14 protein-coding genes are annotated in these 16334 nt (G+C 61.9%); 10 read left to right on the top strand and 4 right to left on the bottom strand.

Features of this window, described 5'->3' with window-relative positions; genetic code table 11:
* Positions 1-41: 41 nt before the first annotated feature.
* Both C5F70_RS21920 and C5F70_RS21915 read left to right on the top strand, forming a co-directional pair.
* Positions 42-2528: a circularly permuted type 2 ATP-grasp protein gene (locus C5F70_RS21920; protein ID WP_046384889.1), complete on the top strand. Its 2487-nt coding sequence runs from the start codon at positions 42-44 to the stop codon at positions 2526-2528.
* Complete coding sequence (locus C5F70_RS21915; protein ID WP_017849734.1) at positions 2528-3418, top strand: transglutaminase family protein; 891 nt, start codon at positions 2528-2530, stop codon at positions 3416-3418. The genes C5F70_RS21920 and C5F70_RS21915 overlap by 1 nt, the downstream gene beginning before the upstream one ends.
* Before the next feature lie 102 nt (positions 3419-3520).
* On the opposite strand, the gene C5F70_RS21910 is transcribed toward C5F70_RS21915, so the two are convergent.
* Entirely contained in the window at positions 3521-3703 is a 183-nt protein-coding gene (locus C5F70_RS21910) for a hypothetical protein (protein ID WP_017849733.1), read from the bottom strand.
* A 333-nt stretch (positions 3704-4036) separates the two neighbouring features.
* On the opposite strand from C5F70_RS21910, the gene azu reads away from it, so the two are divergent.
* Positions 4037-4483: an azurin gene (gene azu / locus C5F70_RS21905; RefSeq protein ID WP_046384887.1), complete on the top strand. Its 447-nt coding sequence runs from the start codon at positions 4037-4039 to the stop codon at positions 4481-4483.
* 136 nt (positions 4484-4619) lie between these two features.
* Here azu and nadE read toward each other — a convergent pair whose 3' ends face one another.
* The 3 genes from nadE to C5F70_RS21890 all read right to left on the bottom strand — a co-directional run bounded on the left by nadE (position 4620) and on the right by C5F70_RS21890 (position 7768).
* Complete coding sequence (nadE, locus tag C5F70_RS21900) at positions 4620-5447, bottom strand: ammonia-dependent NAD(+) synthetase (RefSeq protein WP_017849731.1); 828 nt, start codon at positions 5445-5447, stop codon at positions 4620-4622.
* Between the two features lie 3 nt (positions 5448-5450).
* Positions 5451-6665, bottom strand: a complete 1215-nt coding sequence (gene pncB, locus C5F70_RS21895; protein ID WP_017849730.1) for a nicotinate phosphoribosyltransferase — start codon at positions 6663-6665, stop codon at positions 5451-5453.
* A 215-nt stretch (positions 6666-6880) separates the two neighbouring features.
* Entirely contained in the window at positions 6881-7768 is an 888-nt protein-coding gene (locus C5F70_RS21890) for a LysR family transcriptional regulator (RefSeq protein WP_104904045.1), read from the bottom strand.
* A 153-nt stretch (positions 7769-7921) separates the two neighbouring features.
* Between C5F70_RS21890 and C5F70_RS21885 the strand changes: the two genes are divergently transcribed.
* The 7 genes from C5F70_RS21885 (at position 7922) to C5F70_RS21855 (ending at position 16310) form a co-directional block, all read left to right on the top strand.
* A complete protein-coding gene (locus tag C5F70_RS21885; RefSeq protein ID WP_017849728.1) occupies positions 7922-9412 on the top strand; it encodes an aldehyde dehydrogenase family protein in 1491 nt (496 codons plus the stop codon).
* A 111-nt stretch (positions 9413-9523) separates the two neighbouring features.
* A complete protein-coding gene (locus tag C5F70_RS21880) occupies positions 9524-10807 on the top strand; it encodes an FAD-binding oxidoreductase (protein WP_104904044.1) in 1284 nt (427 codons plus the stop codon).
* Between the two features lie 386 nt (positions 10808-11193).
* Positions 11194-12330 carry a branched-chain amino acid ABC transporter substrate-binding protein gene (locus C5F70_RS21875; RefSeq protein ID WP_046490657.1) on the top strand — a complete coding sequence of 379 codons (1137 nt, stop codon included), beginning with the start codon at positions 11194-11196 and terminating at the stop codon, positions 12328-12330.
* Positions 12331-12530: 200 nt separating this feature from the next.
* Positions 12531-13445, top strand: coding sequence for a branched-chain amino acid ABC transporter permease (locus tag C5F70_RS21870; protein ID WP_003236186.1), 915 nt, complete (start codon positions 12531-12533; stop codon positions 13443-13445).
* A 2-nt stretch (positions 13446-13447) separates the two neighbouring features.
* Entirely contained in the window at positions 13448-14725 is a 1278-nt protein-coding gene (gene livM, locus C5F70_RS21865) for a high-affinity branched-chain amino acid ABC transporter permease LivM (protein WP_017849725.1), read from the top strand.
* Positions 14722-15597 carry an ABC transporter ATP-binding protein gene (locus tag C5F70_RS21860; RefSeq protein WP_017849724.1) on the top strand — a complete coding sequence of 292 codons (876 nt, stop codon included), beginning with the start codon at positions 14722-14724 and terminating at the stop codon, positions 15595-15597. Before livM ends, C5F70_RS21860 begins: the two co-directional genes overlap by 4 nt.
* Positions 15594-16310 carry an ABC transporter ATP-binding protein gene (locus C5F70_RS21855; RefSeq protein ID WP_104904043.1) on the top strand — a complete coding sequence of 239 codons (717 nt, stop codon included), beginning with the start codon at positions 15594-15596 and terminating at the stop codon, positions 16308-16310. The genes C5F70_RS21860 and C5F70_RS21855 overlap by 4 nt, the downstream gene beginning before the upstream one ends.
* Positions 16311-16334 lie beyond the last annotated feature (24 nt).

The following is a 16334-nucleotide window of genomic DNA, read 5'->3' as shown; positions in this document are numbered from 1 at the left end:
GTTAGGTTAATCTGAGCCCCCTTGCCCCTGCCGAGCGTTCCATGTCCGACTTGCTCGACCGTTACCCGCTGACCGCGGGCACTTATCACGAACTGCTGGACGACAGTGGCGCGGTACGTGCCCATTGGCGGCGCCTGCTCGACCATCTGCAACGCAGCACCCCCGCGCAACTGGCCCAGCGCCAGGCGTTGCTGACCCGGCAGATCCAGGAAAACGGCGTGACCTACAACGTCTACGCCGACCCCAAGGGCGCTGATCGCCCGTGGGAACTGGACCTGCTGCCCCATGTGCTGGCGGCCGATGAATGGCAGCACCTGTCGGCCGGCATCGCCCAGCGTGCGCGGCTGCTCAACGCGGTACTGGCGGACCTCTACGGCCCGCAACGCTTGATCAAGGAAGGCCTGCTGCCGGCCGAACTGGTGTTCGGGCATAACAATTTTCTGTGGCCGTGCCAGGGCATCCAGCCGCCCGACGGTACGTTCCTGCACCTGTACGCCGTCGATCTGGCGCGCACCCCGGATGGTCGCTGGTGGGTCACTGCCGACCGCACCCAGGCCCCTTCGGGCGCCGGTTATGCGCTGGAAAACCGCACCATCGTGTCCCGCGCCTTTCCGGATCTGTACCGCGACCTGCAGGTGCAGCACCTCACCGGTTTCTTTCGCACCCTGCAGGAAACCCTGGCGCGCCAGGCGCCCAGCGATAGTCAGCCGCCGTTGATCGTGCTGCTCACGCCTGGGCGTTTCAACGAAAGCTATTTCGAACACCTGTACCTCGCCCGTCAGCTCGGCTACCCGCTGGTGGAAGGCGGCGACCTCACGGTGCGCGACAGCACGGTGTTCCTGAAAACCCTCAGTGGCCTGCGTCGGGTACACGCGATCATGCGCCGCCTCGACGACGACTTCTGCGACCCCCTCGAACTGCGCACCGACTCGGCCCTCGGCGTGCCCGGCCTGCTCGACGCCGCGCGCCAAGGCAACGTGCTGGTGGCCAATGCCCTGGGCAGCGGTGTACTGGAATCCCCCGGCCTGCTGGGCTTTCTGCCGAAGATCAACGAATTTTTGTTTGGCGAAGAACTGCTCCTGCCGTCCATTGCGACGTGGTGGTGCGGCGAAGCGCCGGTGCTTGCCGAAGCCCTGGAGAAACTGCCCGAGCTGCTGATCAAGCCGGCATTTCCGTCACAGAGCTTCAACCCGGTCTTCGGCCGTGACTTGAACGACGCACAACGCGAGGCCCTGGCCGAGCGCATGCGCGCGCGGCCTTACGCGTATGTCGCCCAGGAGCTGGCGCAGCTGTCCCAGGCGCCGGTGTGGCACACCGTCGAAGACCACCTGCAACACCGCGCCATCGGCATGCGCGTCTACGCCGTGGCCAGCGCCGACGGTTACCGGGTATTGCCCGGCGGCCTGACCCGCGTGGCTGCCGAGGCCGATGCCGAGGTGGTGTCGATGCAACGCGGCGGCGCGAGCAAGGACACCTGGGTGCTCGGCGAACGCGCCGCCGGCGGCGAGCAGTGGCGCGCGCAGCGGCCGATAGGCGCCCATGACCTGGTGCGCCGCGACCCTTATCTGCCGTCGCGGGTGGTGGAAAACCTGTTTTGGTTTGGCCGTTATTGTGAACGCTGCGATAACAGCGCGCGTTGGCTGCGCATCGTGTTGGCGCGCTATGTCGACGGCGACGATCCGCTGGCGTTGCAAGCGGCGGTCGAACTGGGCGAAAACCTGCGCCTGTTGCCGGAGGAGGGCGAGTTGCCCGAACGCCTGCTCGCGGCCTTGCTTGGCGACGACTGGCCGTCGAGCCTGCGCGCCAACCTGCAGCGCTTGCAGTGGGCGGCGTCCCAGGTGCGCGGCAAGTTGTCCCGAGAGAATTGGCAGGCCCTGGTGGAGCTGCAACGCGAAGCCCTGGAGCTGGAAAGCGAAAGCCCCGACTTCGGCGAGTTGCTGGACTTCCTCAACCGCCTGGTGATGTCCCTCGCGGCGTTGTCCGGGTTTGCCCTGGACGACATGACCCGCGACGAAGGCTGGCGCTTTCTGATGATGGGCCGGCGCATCGAGCGCCTGCAGTTTCTCAGCAGCAGCCTCGCGGCGTTCCTGCGCGGCGTGGCGGTGTTCGATCAGGCTGGGCTGGAATGGTTGCTGGAACTGGGCAACAGCAGCATCACCTACCGTTCGCGCTACCTGGCGGTGCCGCAACTGATTCCGGTGCTCGACCTGTTGCTGCTGGATGAGCAGAACCCCCACGCCGTGTTGTTTCAGTTGAAGCTGGTGAGCCGCACCTTGCGTCGTCTCAACGATGATTTCGCGGTGCCCCGGGAAACCGGCCTGGCGCCGTTGGTCGAGCGCCTCGCGCGGTTCGACCTGGGTTGCCTGGAGAACCCGCTGTTTGGCGAGGCCAGCGTGCGTGCCGCGCTGGACGGCCTGGCCGACCTGCTGCAAGCGGTCGCCGATGAGAGTGGGCAAGTGTCGGATCGCCTGGCCTTGCGCCATTTTGCCCATGTGGATGATGTCAGCCAACAAACGGTGTCGGTGTGATGAGCGCGCGCTATCAGATTTTTCACGATACCCATTACCACTACGACAGCCCGGTGTCCCTGGCCCAGCAGTTGGCGCATCTGTGGCCACGGCCATGTGCCTGGCAGCGCTGTACCTCGCAGCAACTGGATATCAGCCCGTTGCCGTCCTCGCGCCGCGATGAGCTGGACGTGTTCGGCAACCCGATCACCCGCCTGGCGTTCGAGCGGCCCCATGATGAGTTGTTGGTGAATGCCGCGCTGACTGTGGAAGTGCTGGCGCGGCCGCTGCTGGATTTCCAACAGTCGCCGGCCTGGGACCAGACTCGCGACAGCCTGACCTACAGCAGCCAGCCGCTGTCATCGGCGTTGATCGAAGCCTGTCGCTTTCGCTTCGAATCGCCCTACGTGCATCTGAAGAAAACCTTCGTCGAGTTCTCCGAAAGCTGTTTCCCGCCCGGGCGTCCGCTGTTGCTGGGCGCTCAGGCCCTGATGGAAAAAATCTTCGGCGAATTCACCTTCGATGCCGAAGCCACCCAGGTCGCCACGCCGCTGGTGGAGGTGCTGGAGCGCCGTCGCGGGGTGTGCCAGGACTTCGCTCACCTGATGCTCGCCTGCCTGCGCTCACGGGGCCTGGCGGCGCGCTATATCAGCGGCTACCTGCTGACCCAGCCGCCGCCCGGCCAGCCACGGCTGATCGGCGCCGATGCGTCCCATGCGTGGATTTCGGTGTACTGCCCGATGTCGGGCTGGGTGGATTTTGATCCGACCAACAATGTGCAGCCGGCACTGGAACACATCACCCTGGCCTGGGGCCGGGATTTCTCCGATGTTTCGCCGTTGCGTGGGGTGATTCTGGGGGGAGGCAGCCATGACCCGGAAGTGCGGGTGACGGTGATGCCGCTCTTGTAGGAGCGAGCTTGCTCGCGAAAAAACCGAGGGCGCCGCGTTGAACCAGGCACCCCGCGTTATCGTTAACGCACTTCGCAAGCACGCTCGCTCCTACAGTGATGCTTACTCGGCCGGGTCTTTCGGTGTCTCGGTGTCGTCGGTTGCCACTTCGCCTTCCGCATCCGGGTTCAGTGCGCCGGTCTCTTCGTCTGCAGCGGCTTTCTTGCGTTGCAGCTTTTCCTCTTTCTTCTGTTCCTTGGCCAAGTCTCTTTGACGTTTGGCGAAGGAGTAATTAGGTTTGGCCATGGGCGATCCTCTAGGGTCGAAGGTGAGGGTGGGCGGCGCGCAGCTGCCTTGGGTCGCTATGGTAGCAGCTTAGCGGCGCGCTTGGCCTTCACTTACCGCAGGCGTATGCGGCCAACAGACCGCTGAACAGATGATTGAGGTGCATGGTCCGGACTCCAGTGGGTGATGGACCGATCATAGGCGGGGCGTGACACTTTGGCTGGTTGATTGTATCGATAAGTCTGATAGCCTAAAGTTGTATACAATTTGTTGATTCAGGTCATAAGACTTTCTGCCTGTCTCGGGCACCCTTGTCGCACTATGCGTTGTTTAAACCCTGCCTTGGAGAATCACATGTTTGCCAAACTCGTTGCTGTTTCCCTGCTGACTCTGGCAAGTGGCCAGTTGCTTGCTGCAGAGTGCAAGGTCACCGTCGACTCTACCGACCAGATGTCCTACAACACCAAGGAAATCGTGATCGACAAGAGCTGCAAGACTTTCACCGTCGAGTTGACTCACTCCGGCAGCTTGCCGAAAAACGTCATGGGCCATAACTGGGTGCTGACCAGCGCAGCCGACATGCAACCGGTCGCGACCGATGGGATGGCTGCCGGCCTCGACAAGAACTACCTGAAAGACGGCGACGAGCGCATCATCGCCCACACCAAAGTCATTGGCGCTGGCGAGAAAGACGCGGTGACCTTCGATGTGTCCAAGCTGAAAGCGGGCACTGACTATGCGTTCTTCTGCTCGTTCCCAGGCCACATCTCGATGATGAAAGGCACTGTGGTCGTCAAGTAAGACCGCATTATCGTTCATCGGGGGCAAGCCCCCTCCCACATTCGACCGCATTCTCATATGGGAACTCGGTCAACTGTGGGAGGGGGCTTGCCCCCGATGGCTACCTCACAATCAATACAAAACTATTGGGTTCACCTCACGGCGCAAACGGCATGACCCGCTTGTGCTCGGTCTTGCGATACGTCTCGCAAATGATCCTGAACGCTTCTTCCCGCACCGGCTCGCCGTGCAGGAACGCATCGATCTCGGCATAGGTCACGCCATGTGACGCCTCGTCCGGCTTGCCCGGCGAGAGGTCTTCCAGGTCGGCGGTCGGGATTTTCTCCACCAGCGACTCCGGCGCACCGAAGTGCCGCGCAATCGATCGCACCTGGTTCTTCACCAGCCCGCTCAACGGTGCCAGATCGCAGGCGCCATCACCGAATTTGGTGAAAAAGCCCATTACCGCTTCCGCCGCATGGTCGGTGCCGATCACCAGGCCGCTGGCCGCGCCGGCGATGGTGTACTGCGCGACCATCCGCATGCGCGCCTTGGTGTTGCCCAGCACGAAATCGCGGGACACCGCCGCCTTGCCTTCAAATGCCGCCACTTCATTGGCCAGGGATTTCACCGCTGGGCCGATGTTTACGGTGTGGCGCTCATCCGGCTCGATAAAGTCCACCGCGGCCTGGGCGTCGATTTCATCGAACTGGGTTTCGTAGGGCAGGCGCACCGCGATAAAACGATAGGCCTCGTCGCCGGTGCTGGAGCGCAGCTCCTGCATGGCGCGCTGGGCGAGCAGGCCTGCGGTCAGGGAGTCGACGCCACCGCTGATGCCCAACACCAATGTCTTGAGCCCTGAATTGCGCAGGCAGTCCTGGATAAAGGTCACGCGCCGGGCGATTTCGGCCTCAAGGGCGGCCTGGTCTTTGAACGGCGCTTGAACCTTGAGCTGCTGCGCAATCTCACGCTGTACGGCTTGCATGATTCACTCCTTGCTGGAAAGGGCAGGTACTTTGAAAACGTGTCGCAAATAGGCGACGAAATTCGGGTCCGTGCAGTGGGTCTTGCCCGCTTCATCGGAGATCTTCGCGACGGGCTGGCCATTGCAGGCCGTCATTTTAAGCACAATGCTCATCGGTTCCACACCTGGAATATCGCAGGTCAGGTTGGTGCCGATGCCAAAGCTCACATTGATCCGACCGCGCAGCGCCCGGAATATCTCCAGGGCCTTGGGCAGCGACAGGCTGTCGGAGAACACCAGGGTCTTGCTCATCGGCTCGATGCCCAGCTTGTGATAGTGGGCGATGGCTTTTTCCGCCCACAGCACCGGGTCACCGGAATCGTGGCGCAGGCCGTCGAACAGCTTGGCGAAGTACAAGTCGAAGTCGCTGAGGAAGGCGTCGGTGGTGATGCAATCGGTCAGGGCGATACCCAGCAGGCCGCGGTATTCGCGGACCCAGCAGTCGAGGGCGGCGATCTGGCTGTCGATCAGACGCGGGCCGAGTTGCTGGTGGGCCATGATCCATTCATGGGCCATGGTGCCCAGCGGTTTCATATCGAACTCGCGAGCCAGGTGGACGTTGCTGGTGCCGACAAACCGGCCGGGGAAGTCGTGCTTGAGCACGCTCACCACTTCTTCCTGCACGCGGTAGGAGAAGCGTCGGCGAGTGCCGAAGTCCGCCACCTGCAGCTCGGCGAGCTCGTCGCTGCTGGCGTTTGCAATCAGCCAGTCGAACTTGCGGTACAACTGCTCGCGGGCCTGTTCGAGGACCACGGTCTGGTAGCGGTAGCGGTTGCGCACTTCGCTGATGATGGCGAGCATCGGCACTTCAAACAGGATCACATGCAGCCACGGCCCACGCAGGCGGATAAACAGCTCGCCGTTTTCGATGCCGGTGTGGACATAGCGCAGGTTGAAGCGGAACAAGCCGAGAAAGCGCAAAAAATCCGGCTTCATGAAGCTGATGCGCTCCAGGAAACTCAGTTGGTCCGCGCTCAGGCTCAACTCGGCGAGGCGCTCGAACTGGTAACGGATCTCCGCCAGGTATGGGCGCAGGTCTTCACTGTTGCGGCAACGAAACTCCCATTCAACTTCCACATTGGGGTAGTTGTGCAGCACCGCCTGCATCATGGTCAGCTTGTAGAAGTCGGTGTCGAGCAGGTTCTGCACGATGCGATCGGCAAACACACTCTCGCTCATAACGGGAATCTCCAGACAGGACGGCGATGGGCGCCGGCCTTTACGCACAAGAAAGGAAGGGGGCTAGTGGCGCATAGACCTGTGGGGTTTTGCCAGTGATTTTTTCAGTGAGGCCACTGGCCCTATCGGGGGCAAGCCCCCTCCCACAGGTTGGAATGCGTTTCAAATGTGGGAGGGGGCTTGCCCCCGATAGCGGTTGTGCAGACGACACAGGTTCACACTTGCTCCATCATCCACTTCACAAACTCCCGCACCTTGGGCACCTCCGCCGAATGTTCGGGGTACGCCAGGTAATACGCATCCTGGCTCGGCATTGCATGCTGCCAAGGGATCACCAGCTTGCCGTCGGCCAATTCCTCCTCCACCAGAAAGCGCGGTAGCAACGCCACGCCACAGCCCACCTGCGCCGCCCGAATGCACATATAGAACGTGTCGAAACGCGGCCCGTGATAGCTGTGTTCGGTGTGAAACCCCTGGTCGGCGAACCAGTCATGCCAGCCCTGGGGGCGCGAGGCGTTTTGCAGCAGCACCAGGTTGCTCAGTTGCGTGGGGTCGGTGAAGGCTTGTGCGGGCAGGCTTTCCGGGGCGCACACCGGGATCAGTTCTTCACTGAACAGTTTCAGGCTCTCGGTGCCGGGGCGTGAGCCCTGGCCGAAGTAGAACGCCATGTCGGCCTTGCCTTGCAGCAGTTCGTCCGGTTCCTGTTCGTTGCACAGGTCCAGGTGGATTTGCGGATGACGCAAGCGCCAGCCCTTGAGGCGCGGCACCAGCCAGCGCGCGCCGAAGGTGTAGGGCGTAGACACGCGTAATACTTCGGTCTCGCCACCGTAGGAACGCAGGTAATGGGTGGACATCTCCACCTGGGTGAGGATTTTGCGCACTTCCACCAAATACAAATCGCCCGCCGGGGTCATCTGCAAGCGTCGGCGTACCCGGCGGAACAGCAGGTGCTGCAGCAGTTCTTCCAGTTGCGCGACCTGTTTGCTCACCGCGCTTTGCGTGAGGTTCAGCTCCTCAGCGGCGCGGGTGAAGCTCAGGTGGCGGGTGGCGGCTTCGAAACACTGCAGGGCAGTGATCGAGGGCAAATGTCTTTTGTTCAGCACGGCATGCCTCTTTTTATGCTTTGCATGAATAAACGGAATGATATCTCGCCTAATCGTCGTTTGTTGGCAAGTCTTGGGCCAGCTACAAATAAGCCCTGGATTGCCGTGCGGGCCGCGGCGCAATTTTTTCTGTATAGATTGAAGGAGTCACCCATGGTTGCCGCATTGCTTGATCGTCTCGGGGTAAACCCGGCGCTGTACCAAGCGGGGAAACAACCCGTGCATTCGCCGATCGATGGCAGCCGTATCGGCAGTGTGAACTGGGAAGGCGCCGCCGAGGTGGAGCAACAGGTCAGTCGCGCCGAGCATGCATTCGAGGCCTGGCGCAAGGTGCCGGCACCGCGTCGCGGCGAGTTGGTGCGCCAGTTCGGCGACGTGTTGCGCGAGTACAAGGCCGACCTGGGCGAGCTGGTCTCCTGGGAAGCCGGCAAGATCACTCAGGAAGGCCTGGGCGAAGTGCAGGAAATGATCGACATCTGCGACTTCGCCGTCGGCCTGTCGCGCCAGTTGTATGGCTTGACCATCGCCTCCGAGCGCCCCGGCCACCACATGCGTGAAACCTGGCACCCGCTGGGCGTGGTCGGTGTGATCAGCGCGTTCAACTTCCCGGTGGCCGTGTGGGCGTGGAACACCACCCTGGCCCTGGTGTGCGGCAACGCCGTGATCTGGAAGCCGTCGGAAAAGACCCCGCTCACCGCCCTGGCCTGCCAGGCGCTGTTCGAGCGCGTGCTGAAAAAATTCAACGATGCGCCGCAATACCTGAGCCAGGTGATCATCGGTGGCCGCGATGCCGGTGCCGCGTTGGTGGATGACCCGCGTGTCGCACTGATCAGCGCCACCGGCAGTACGCGCATGGGCCGTGAAGTGGCGCCGAAAGTCGCCGCGCGCTTTGCCCGCAGCATCCTCGAGCTGGGCGGCAACAACGCGATGATCCTCGGCCCAAGCGCCGACCTGGACATGGCGGTGCGCGCCATCCTGTTCAGCGCCGTCGGCACCGCCGGGCAGCGTTGCACCACGCTGCGCCGGCTGATCGCCCATGAGTCGGTCAAGGAAGAAATCGTCACGCGCCTCAAGGCCGCCTATTCCAAGGTACGCATCGGCCACCCGCTGGAAGGCAACCTGATCGGCCCGCTGATCGACAAGCACGGCTTCGACGCGATGCAGGATGCGCTGGAGCAGGCCCTGAGCGAAGGCGGCAAGGTGTTCGGCGGCAAGCGCCAACTGGAAGACAAATTCCCGAATGCCTACTACGTGTCGCCGGCGATTGTGGAAATGCCGGAGCAAAGCGACGTGGTCTGCACTGAGACCTTTGCACCGATCCTGTACGTGGTCGGCTACAGCGACTTCGCCGAAGCCCTGCGCCTGAACAACGCCGTGCCGCAAGGCCTGTCGTCATGCATCTTCACCACCGATGTGCGCGAAGCCGAGCAGTTCATGTCGGCGGTGGGCAGCGACTGCGGCATTGCCAACGTCAACATCGGCCCGAGCGGCGCGGAAATCGGCGGCGCGTTTGGCGGTGAGAAAGAGACGGGCGGCGGGCGTGAGTCGGGCTCGGATGCGTGGCGCGGGTACATGCGTCGCCAGACCAATACCGTGAACTACTCGCTGGAACTGCCGCTGGCCCAGGGCATTACCTTCGACTGATTACCTTAAGTCGAAGTGCGGTCAAAATGTGGGAGGGGGCAAGCCCCCTCCCACAGTTGAGCTATATGCAGTTCGGAATAGATGTTTGTTAGGTCTCATCGGAGTCTGGCAATGGCACTACGCGAAACATGTTTGTGGGAACAACTCACCCCTGGCCGGCCGGATCGCGCTGCGCTCAAGGGCGAAGTGAAGGTGGATGTGTGCGTGATCGGCGCCGGGATTACCGGTTTGTCGGCGGCCATTCACTTGCTGGAACAAGGCAAGACTGTCGCCGTGCTGGAAGCCCATCGCACCGGCCATGGCGGCTCGGGACGCAATGTCGGGCTGGTCAACGCCGGCTTGTGGATTCCGCCGGACGAGATCGAAGCCGGTTTCGGCGCGGCGGTGGGCAGCCAGCTCAATCGCATGCTGGGCGCGGCGCCGTCGCTGGTGTTCAGCCTGGTCGACAAATACAACATCGATTGCCAATTGCGCCGCGAGGGCACTTTGCACATGGCGCACAACGCCCGGGGCGAAGCGGATTTGCGCAGTCGTGAAGAACAATGGAAGCGCCGCGGCGCGCCGGTCGAACTGCTCACCGGTTCGGCCTGCGAGCAAGCCACCGGCACTCGAAAGATCTCCGCCGCACTGCTGGATAGACGTGCCGGCACCTTGAACCCGATGGCCTACACCAGCGGCCTGGCCAATGCGGCCGTGGGGTTGGGCGGGCAGCTTTTTGATCATTCCCCGGTTGCGCGTCTGGAACGCCAAGGTGCGGACTGGTCGGTGCAGACCGCGAACGGTGCGGTGCAGGCTGCACAAGTGGTGATCGCCTCGAATGCCTACACCGAAGGCGAATGGACCGAACTGCGGCGCAATTTCTTCCCTGGCTATTACTACCAGGTCGCCTCCGCACCGCTGACCGACGACGCGGCCCAGCAAATTCTTCCCGGTGGCCAGGGTTCGTGGGACACGCGCCAGGTGCTCAGCAGCATCCGCCGCGACGCCGATGGCCGCCTGTTGCTCGGCAGCCTGGGCAATGGCAACCAGAAACCGGCGTGGTTTCTCAAGGCGTGGGCCGATCGGGTGCAGCAGCACTACTTCCCGTACCTCAAATCGGTGCAGTGGGAATGCACCTGGACCGGCTGCATCGCGTTCACCCCGGACCACTTGATGCGCTTGTTCGAACCCGCGCCCGGCCTGGTGGCCGTGACCGGCTACAACGGCCGCGGCGTGACCACCGGCAGCGTGGTCGGCAAGGCCTTTGCCGACTACTTGTGTCACCAGAATCCCCAGGCCCTGCCGATTCCGTTTGCGCCGATGCAACCGCTGGCCGGGGTGGGCCTGCGCAGTTGCCTGTATGAAGCCGGATTCTCGCTGTATCACGCCGGCCAATGCTTGCGGATCGTGATCTGATCAGCGAAATAGCCTTCAGAAGCCGGCACGTTCTTCGCCGACGACTAATCTGTATTGGTGCAAGTTGTAGCAATCACGCACTGTAAATGTGCAGTTCCGTTACGTGCATTGTTACAGCTGTAGGAAGTGTCGTTTGGCGGTCTGGTTGCAGGTGCGACCCATGGAGGTTGTACTTTTTTGATCCATGGGTTGCACCTATTGAAGTTAGAGGGTTGCACGTCCCGACGAGCGGAGCCGAAACACCTGCAATAACAATGACACCGTGTCTTTTTGAAGAATAAAAACGTAATGGCACGCGGCTTGCTCTGGGCTTTCAGTGAAAGTTTTAGTTGAAGGTTTGCAGTGAATACTTAGTGCCAATAAACAAAAACCTCGGAGCACCACTCATGTCCCAGACGTTTTACAAGAAAGGTTTTCTGGCCCTCGCCGTTGCAGCGGCGCTGGGTGTTTCTACGTTTGTTCAAGCTGATGTGAAGATTGGCGTAGCGGGGCCGATGACGGGCGCCAACGCCGCTTTCGGTGAGCAGTACATGAAGGGCGCCCAGGCGGCAGCCGATGTCATCAACAAGGCTGGCGGCATCAACGGTGAGCAGATCAAGCTGGTCGCCGGCGACGATGCCTGTGAACCCAAGCAGGCCGTGGCCGTGGCCAACCGCCTGGCCGACCAGGACAAAGTGATCGGCGTGGTCGGGCACTTCTGCTCGTCCAACACCATCCCGGCGTCCGAGGTCTACGACGAAGCCGGCATCATCGCCATCACCCCAGGCTCGACCAACCCGCAGGTCACCGAACGCGGCCTGGGCGCCATGTTCCGTATGTGCGGGCGTGACGACCAGCAAGGCATCGTGGCCGGCGACTACATCGTCGACGTGCTCAAGGGCAAGAAAGTCGCGGTCATCAACGACAAGGACACCTACGGCAAGGGCCTGGCCGACGCCACCGCTGCCCAGTTGACCAAGCGCGGCGTGAAACCGGTGCTGGAAGAAGGCCTGACCCGGGGCGAGAAAGATTTCAGCGCCCTGGTCACCAAAATCCGCTCCCTGGGCGCCGACGTCGTGTACTTCGGCGGCCTGCACCCGGAAGCCGGTCCGCTGGTTCGCCAGATTCGTGAAGCAGGCCTCAAGGACGTGAAATTCATGTCCGACGACGGCATCGTGACCGACGAACTGGTCGCGACCGCTGGCGGTGCGCAGTACGTGGACGGCGTGTACATGACCTTCGGCGCTGACCCGCGCCTGCTGCCGGACAGCAAGGCAGTGGTTGAAGAGTTCCGTAAAAATGGCACCGAGCCAGAAGGCTACACCCTGTATGCCTACGCGTCGGTCCAGGCCCTGGCCGCCGGCTTCAACGGTGCCAAGTCCAACAAGGGTGAAGACGCCGCCAAGTGGCTCAAGGCTCACCCGGTAAAAACCGTGATGGGTGAAAAAGCCTGGGATGCCAAGGGCGACCTGAAAGTCTCCGACTACGTGGTTTACCAGTGGGACAAAGACGGCAAATACCACCAGCTGGAAAAGCAGAAGTAAGGCTGAGTGCCACAGACCTAATGTGGGAGGGGGCTTGCCCCCGATGACGGTGTACAGCCACCCGATGTATAGCTGACCCTCCGCAATCGGGGGCAAGCCCCCTCCCACAGGGGGACTGGGTTGTTATTGAGATCTGTTTTTTCCTCCAGAAGCGCCGCACACCTACCGGTGTGCAGGTGCTCACCGCGTGAGATTGCGTTATGGATGGTATTTTCCTGCAGCAACTGGTCAACGGTCTGACCCTCGGGTCGGTCTATGGCCTGATCGCCATCGGCTACACAATGGTCTATGGCATCATTGGCATGATCAACTTCGCCCATGGCGAGGTTTATATGATTTCCGCTTACCTCGCGGCGATCAGTCTGGCACTGCTGGCTTATTTCGGCATCGAATCCTTCCCGCTGCTCATTCTCGGCACCCTGATCTTCACCGTGGTGGTCACCGGCGTTTACGGTTGGGTCATCGAACGGGTCGCCTACAAACCGCTGCGCAACTCCACCCGACTGGCACCGCTGATCAGCGCCATCGGTATCTCCCTGATCCTGCAGAACTACGCACAGATCGCCCAGGGCGCCAAGCAACAAGGCATTCCGACCCTGCTGGCCGGCGCCTGGCGCGTCGATATCGGCAGCGGTTTCGTCCAGTTGACGTACACCAAGGTCTTCATCCTGGTCGCTGCCTTCGCCGGCATGGCCTTGCTGACCTACATCATCAAGTACACCAAGCTCGGCCGCATGTGCCGCGCTACCCAGCAAGACCGCAAGATGGCCTCGATCCTCGGCATCAACACCGACCGCGTGATTTCCTACGTGTTTGTCATCGGTGCCGCCATGGCGGCCCTGGCCGGCGTGTTGATCACCCTCAACTACGGCACGTTCGACTTCTACGCCGGCTTCATCATCGGCATCAAGGCCTTCACCGCGGCGGTACTCGGCGGCATCGGTTCCCTGCCTGGGGCGATGCTGGGCGGGATCATCCTCGGTATTTCGGAGTCGCTGTTCTCGGGGTTGATCAACTCTGACTACAAAGACGTGTTCAGTTTCTCCCTGCTGGTGGTGATTCTGATTTTCCGTCCCCAGGGCCTGCTTGGTCGCCCACTCGTGGCTAAGGTATAAACATGTCTGCTGCCAAATCGATTGATATCAAAAAAAGTGTGGTCGATACGATCCTCGCCGGGCTGATTGCGTTGATCGTGTTCGGTCCGATCGTCGGCGTGGTGCTCGACGGCTACAGCTTCAACCTGCAACCTGCGCGCGTGGCGATCCTGGTCGCCATCGTGATGGCCGGCCGCTTTGCCCTCAGCCTGTTCCTGCAAACGCCCAAGGGCGTGAAGATTCTGCAGGGCTTCGAGAGCAGCGGTTCGGGCGTCCACGTGCTGGCGCCGGACTACAAGTCGCGGCTGCGCTGGATCATCCCGGCGCTGATCGTGATCGCCATCGTGTTCCCGATCTTCGCCAACAAGTACTTGCTCACCGTGGTGATCCTCGGGTTGATCTACGTACTGCTCGGCCTGGGCCTGAACATCGTGGTCGGCCTGGCCGGCTTGCTCGACCTGGGTTACGTGGCGTTCTACGCCATCGGCGCCTACGGCCTCGCGCTGGGGTATCAATACCTCGGCCTGGGTTTCTGGACGGTGCTGCCGCTGGCGGCCATCGCGGCGGCGCTGGCGGGGTGCATACTCGGCTTCCCGGTGTTGCGCATGCACGGCGACTACCTGGCGATCGTGACCCTGGGGTTTGGTGAAATCATCCGCCTGGTGCTGAACAACTGGCTGTCGTTCACCGGCGGGCCAAACGGCATGCCGGTGCCTTCGCCGACCTTCCTCGGCCTGGAATTCGGGCGCAAAGCGAAGGACGGCGGGATTCCGTTCCATGAGTTCTTCGGCCTCGATTACAACCCCAACATCAAGTTCATGTTCATCTACATCGTGCTGTTCCTGGTGGTGCTGGCCGTGCTGTACATCAAGCATCGCCTGACCCGCATGCCGGTCGGCCGCGCCTGGGAAGCCTTGCGCGAAGATGAAATCGCCTGCCGCTCCATGGGCCTGAACCACGTGCTGGTCAAGCTCTCGGCGTTCACCATCGGCGCCTCCACGGCCGGTCTGGCCGGGGTGTTCTTCGCCAGTTACCAGGGCTTCGTCAACCCGTCGTCGTTCACCTTCTTCGAGTCGGCGCTGATCCTGGCCATCGTGGTGTTGGGCGGCATGGGCTCGACGGTGGGCGTGGTGATCGCGGCGTTCGTGTTGACCGTCGCGCCGGAACTGCTGCGCAGCTTCTCTGAGTACCGCGTGCTGCTGTTTGGCGTGTTGATGGTGGTGATGATGATCTGGCGGCCACGCGGCCTGATCCGGATCAGCCGTACCGGTGTGACCCCACGTAAAGGAGTGGCGCCATGAGCAAGGAAGTCATCCTGTCCGTGGAACATCTGATGATGCACTTCGGTGGCATCAAGGCCTTGAGCGACGTGAGCCTCAAGGTCGAACGCAACTCGATCTTCGCCCTGATCGGCCCCAACGGCGCCGGCAAGACCACGGTGTTCAACTGCCTCACCGGCTTCTACAAAGCCAGTGGCGGCAAGATCGAACTCAACGTGCGCGGCCAGCAGACCAACGTGATCCAACTGCTCGGCGAGCGTTTCGAGGCCATCGACTTCGTGTCGCCGAAAAGCTTCTTCAGCCGCGTGTACTACAAGATGTTCGGCGGCACCCACCTGGTGAACCGCGCCGGCCTGGCGCGGACCTTCCAGAACATTCGCCTGTTCAAGGAAATGTCGGTGCTGGAAAACCTGCTGGTCGCCCAGCACATGTGGGTCAACCGCAACCTGCTCGCGGGCATCCTCAACACCAAGGGCTACCGCAAGGCTGAAAGCGACGCCCTCGACCACGCCTTCTACTGGCTGGAAGTGGTCGACCTGGTGGACTGCGCCAACCGCCTGGCCGGCGAGCTTTCCTACGGCCAACAGCGCCGCCTGGAAATCGCCCGCGCCATGTGTACCCGGCCGCAGATCATCTGCCTCGACGAACCGGCTGCGGGCCTCAACCCCCAGGAAACCGAAGCCCTCAGCGCGATGATTCGCCTGCTGCGCGACGAACACGACCTCACAGTGGTGCTGATCGAACACGACATGGGCATGGTGATGAGTATTTCCGACCACATCGTGGTGCTGGACCACGGCAACGTGATCGCCGAGGGCGGGCCGGATGCGATCCGCAACGACCCGAAAGTGATCGCGGCCTACCTGGGCGCGGATGAAGAGGAGCTTGTATGAACGGGCCTATCCTCGAAATGAAGGACCTGGACGTGTTCTACGGCCCGATCCAGGCGCTGAAGAAAGTCTCGCTGCACATCAACGAAGGCGAAACGGTCAGCCTGATCGGCTCCAACGGCGCGGGTAAATCCACGCTGCTGATGTCGATCTTCGGCCAGCCACGGGCGGAGTCGGGGCAGATCCTCTACAACGGCATCGACATCACCCACAAGTCGTCCCACTACATCGCGTCCAACGGCATTGCGCAGTCGCCGGAAGGGCGGCGGGTGTTCCCCGACATGACCGTCGAGGAAAACCTGCTGATGGGCACCATCCCCATCGGTGACAAGTTCGCCCAGGAAGATATGCAGCGCATGTTCGAGCTGTTTCCACGGCTCAAAGAGCGGCGTAACCAACGGGCGATGACCATGTCCGGTGGCGAGCAGCAAATGCTCGCCATCGCTCGCGCATTGATGAGCCGGCCCAAGTTGTTGCTGCTCGACGAACCGAGCCTCGGCCTGGCGCCGATTGTGGTGAAGCAGATCTTTTCCACCCTGCGCGAACTGGCGGCCACCGGGATGACCATCTTCCTGGTGGAGCAGAACGCCAACCATGCGCTGCGTCTGTCAGACCGGGCGTATGTGATGGTCAACGGCGAGATTCGCCTGACAGGCACCGGCAAGGAGCTGCTGGTGAACGAGGAAGTGCGCAACGCCTACCTCGGTGGCCACTGACCTAGACAACGACGCATAAACCTT

This window comes from Pseudomonas sp. LH1G9 (genome assembly GCF_002949975.1).
In the GTDB taxonomy this organism is placed as follows: Bacteria; Pseudomonadota; Gammaproteobacteria; order Pseudomonadales; family Pseudomonadaceae; genus Aquipseudomonas; species Aquipseudomonas veronii.
The sequence above is the reverse complement of the archived record's forward strand: the minus strand, read 5'-3'. Positions and strand labels throughout refer to the sequence as shown.

What these genes read in the sequence shown, in the direction of transcription:
- C5F70_RS21920 (WP_046384889.1), top strand. Translation starts at nt 42, where the DNA reads ATGTCCGACTTGCTCGACCGTTACCCGCTGACCGCGGGCACTTATCAC.
- C5F70_RS21915 (WP_017849734.1), top strand. Translation starts at nt 2,528, where the DNA reads ATGAGCGCGCGCTATCAGATTTTTCACGATACCCATTACCACTACGAC.
- C5F70_RS21910 (WP_017849733.1), bottom strand. Translation starts at nt 3,703, where the DNA reads ATGGCCAAACCTAATTACTCCTTCGCCAAACGTCAAAGAGACTTGGCC.
- azu (WP_046384887.1), top strand. Translation starts at nt 4,037, where the DNA reads ATGTTTGCCAAACTCGTTGCTGTTTCCCTGCTGACTCTGGCAAGTGGC.
- nadE (WP_017849731.1), bottom strand. Translation starts at nt 5,447, where the DNA reads ATGCAAGCCGTACAGCGTGAGATTGCGCAGCAGCTCAAGGTTCAAGCG.
- pncB (WP_017849730.1), bottom strand. Translation starts at nt 6,665, where the DNA reads ATGAGCGAGAGTGTGTTTGCCGATCGCATCGTGCAGAACCTGCTCGAC.
- C5F70_RS21885 (WP_017849728.1), top strand. Translation starts at nt 7,922, where the DNA reads ATGGTTGCCGCATTGCTTGATCGTCTCGGGGTAAACCCGGCGCTGTAC.
- C5F70_RS21880 (WP_104904044.1), top strand. Translation starts at nt 9,524, where the DNA reads ATGGCACTACGCGAAACATGTTTGTGGGAACAACTCACCCCTGGCCGG.
- C5F70_RS21875 (WP_046490657.1), top strand. Translation starts at nt 11,194, where the DNA reads ATGTCCCAGACGTTTTACAAGAAAGGTTTTCTGGCCCTCGCCGTTGCA.
- C5F70_RS21870 (WP_003236186.1), top strand. Translation starts at nt 12,531, where the DNA reads ATGGATGGTATTTTCCTGCAGCAACTGGTCAACGGTCTGACCCTCGGG.
- livM (WP_017849725.1), top strand. Translation starts at nt 13,448, where the DNA reads ATGTCTGCTGCCAAATCGATTGATATCAAAAAAAGTGTGGTCGATACG.
- C5F70_RS21860 (WP_017849724.1), top strand. Translation starts at nt 14,722, where the DNA reads ATGAGCAAGGAAGTCATCCTGTCCGTGGAACATCTGATGATGCACTTC.
- C5F70_RS21855 (WP_104904043.1), top strand. Translation starts at nt 15,594, where the DNA reads ATGAACGGGCCTATCCTCGAAATGAAGGACCTGGACGTGTTCTACGGC.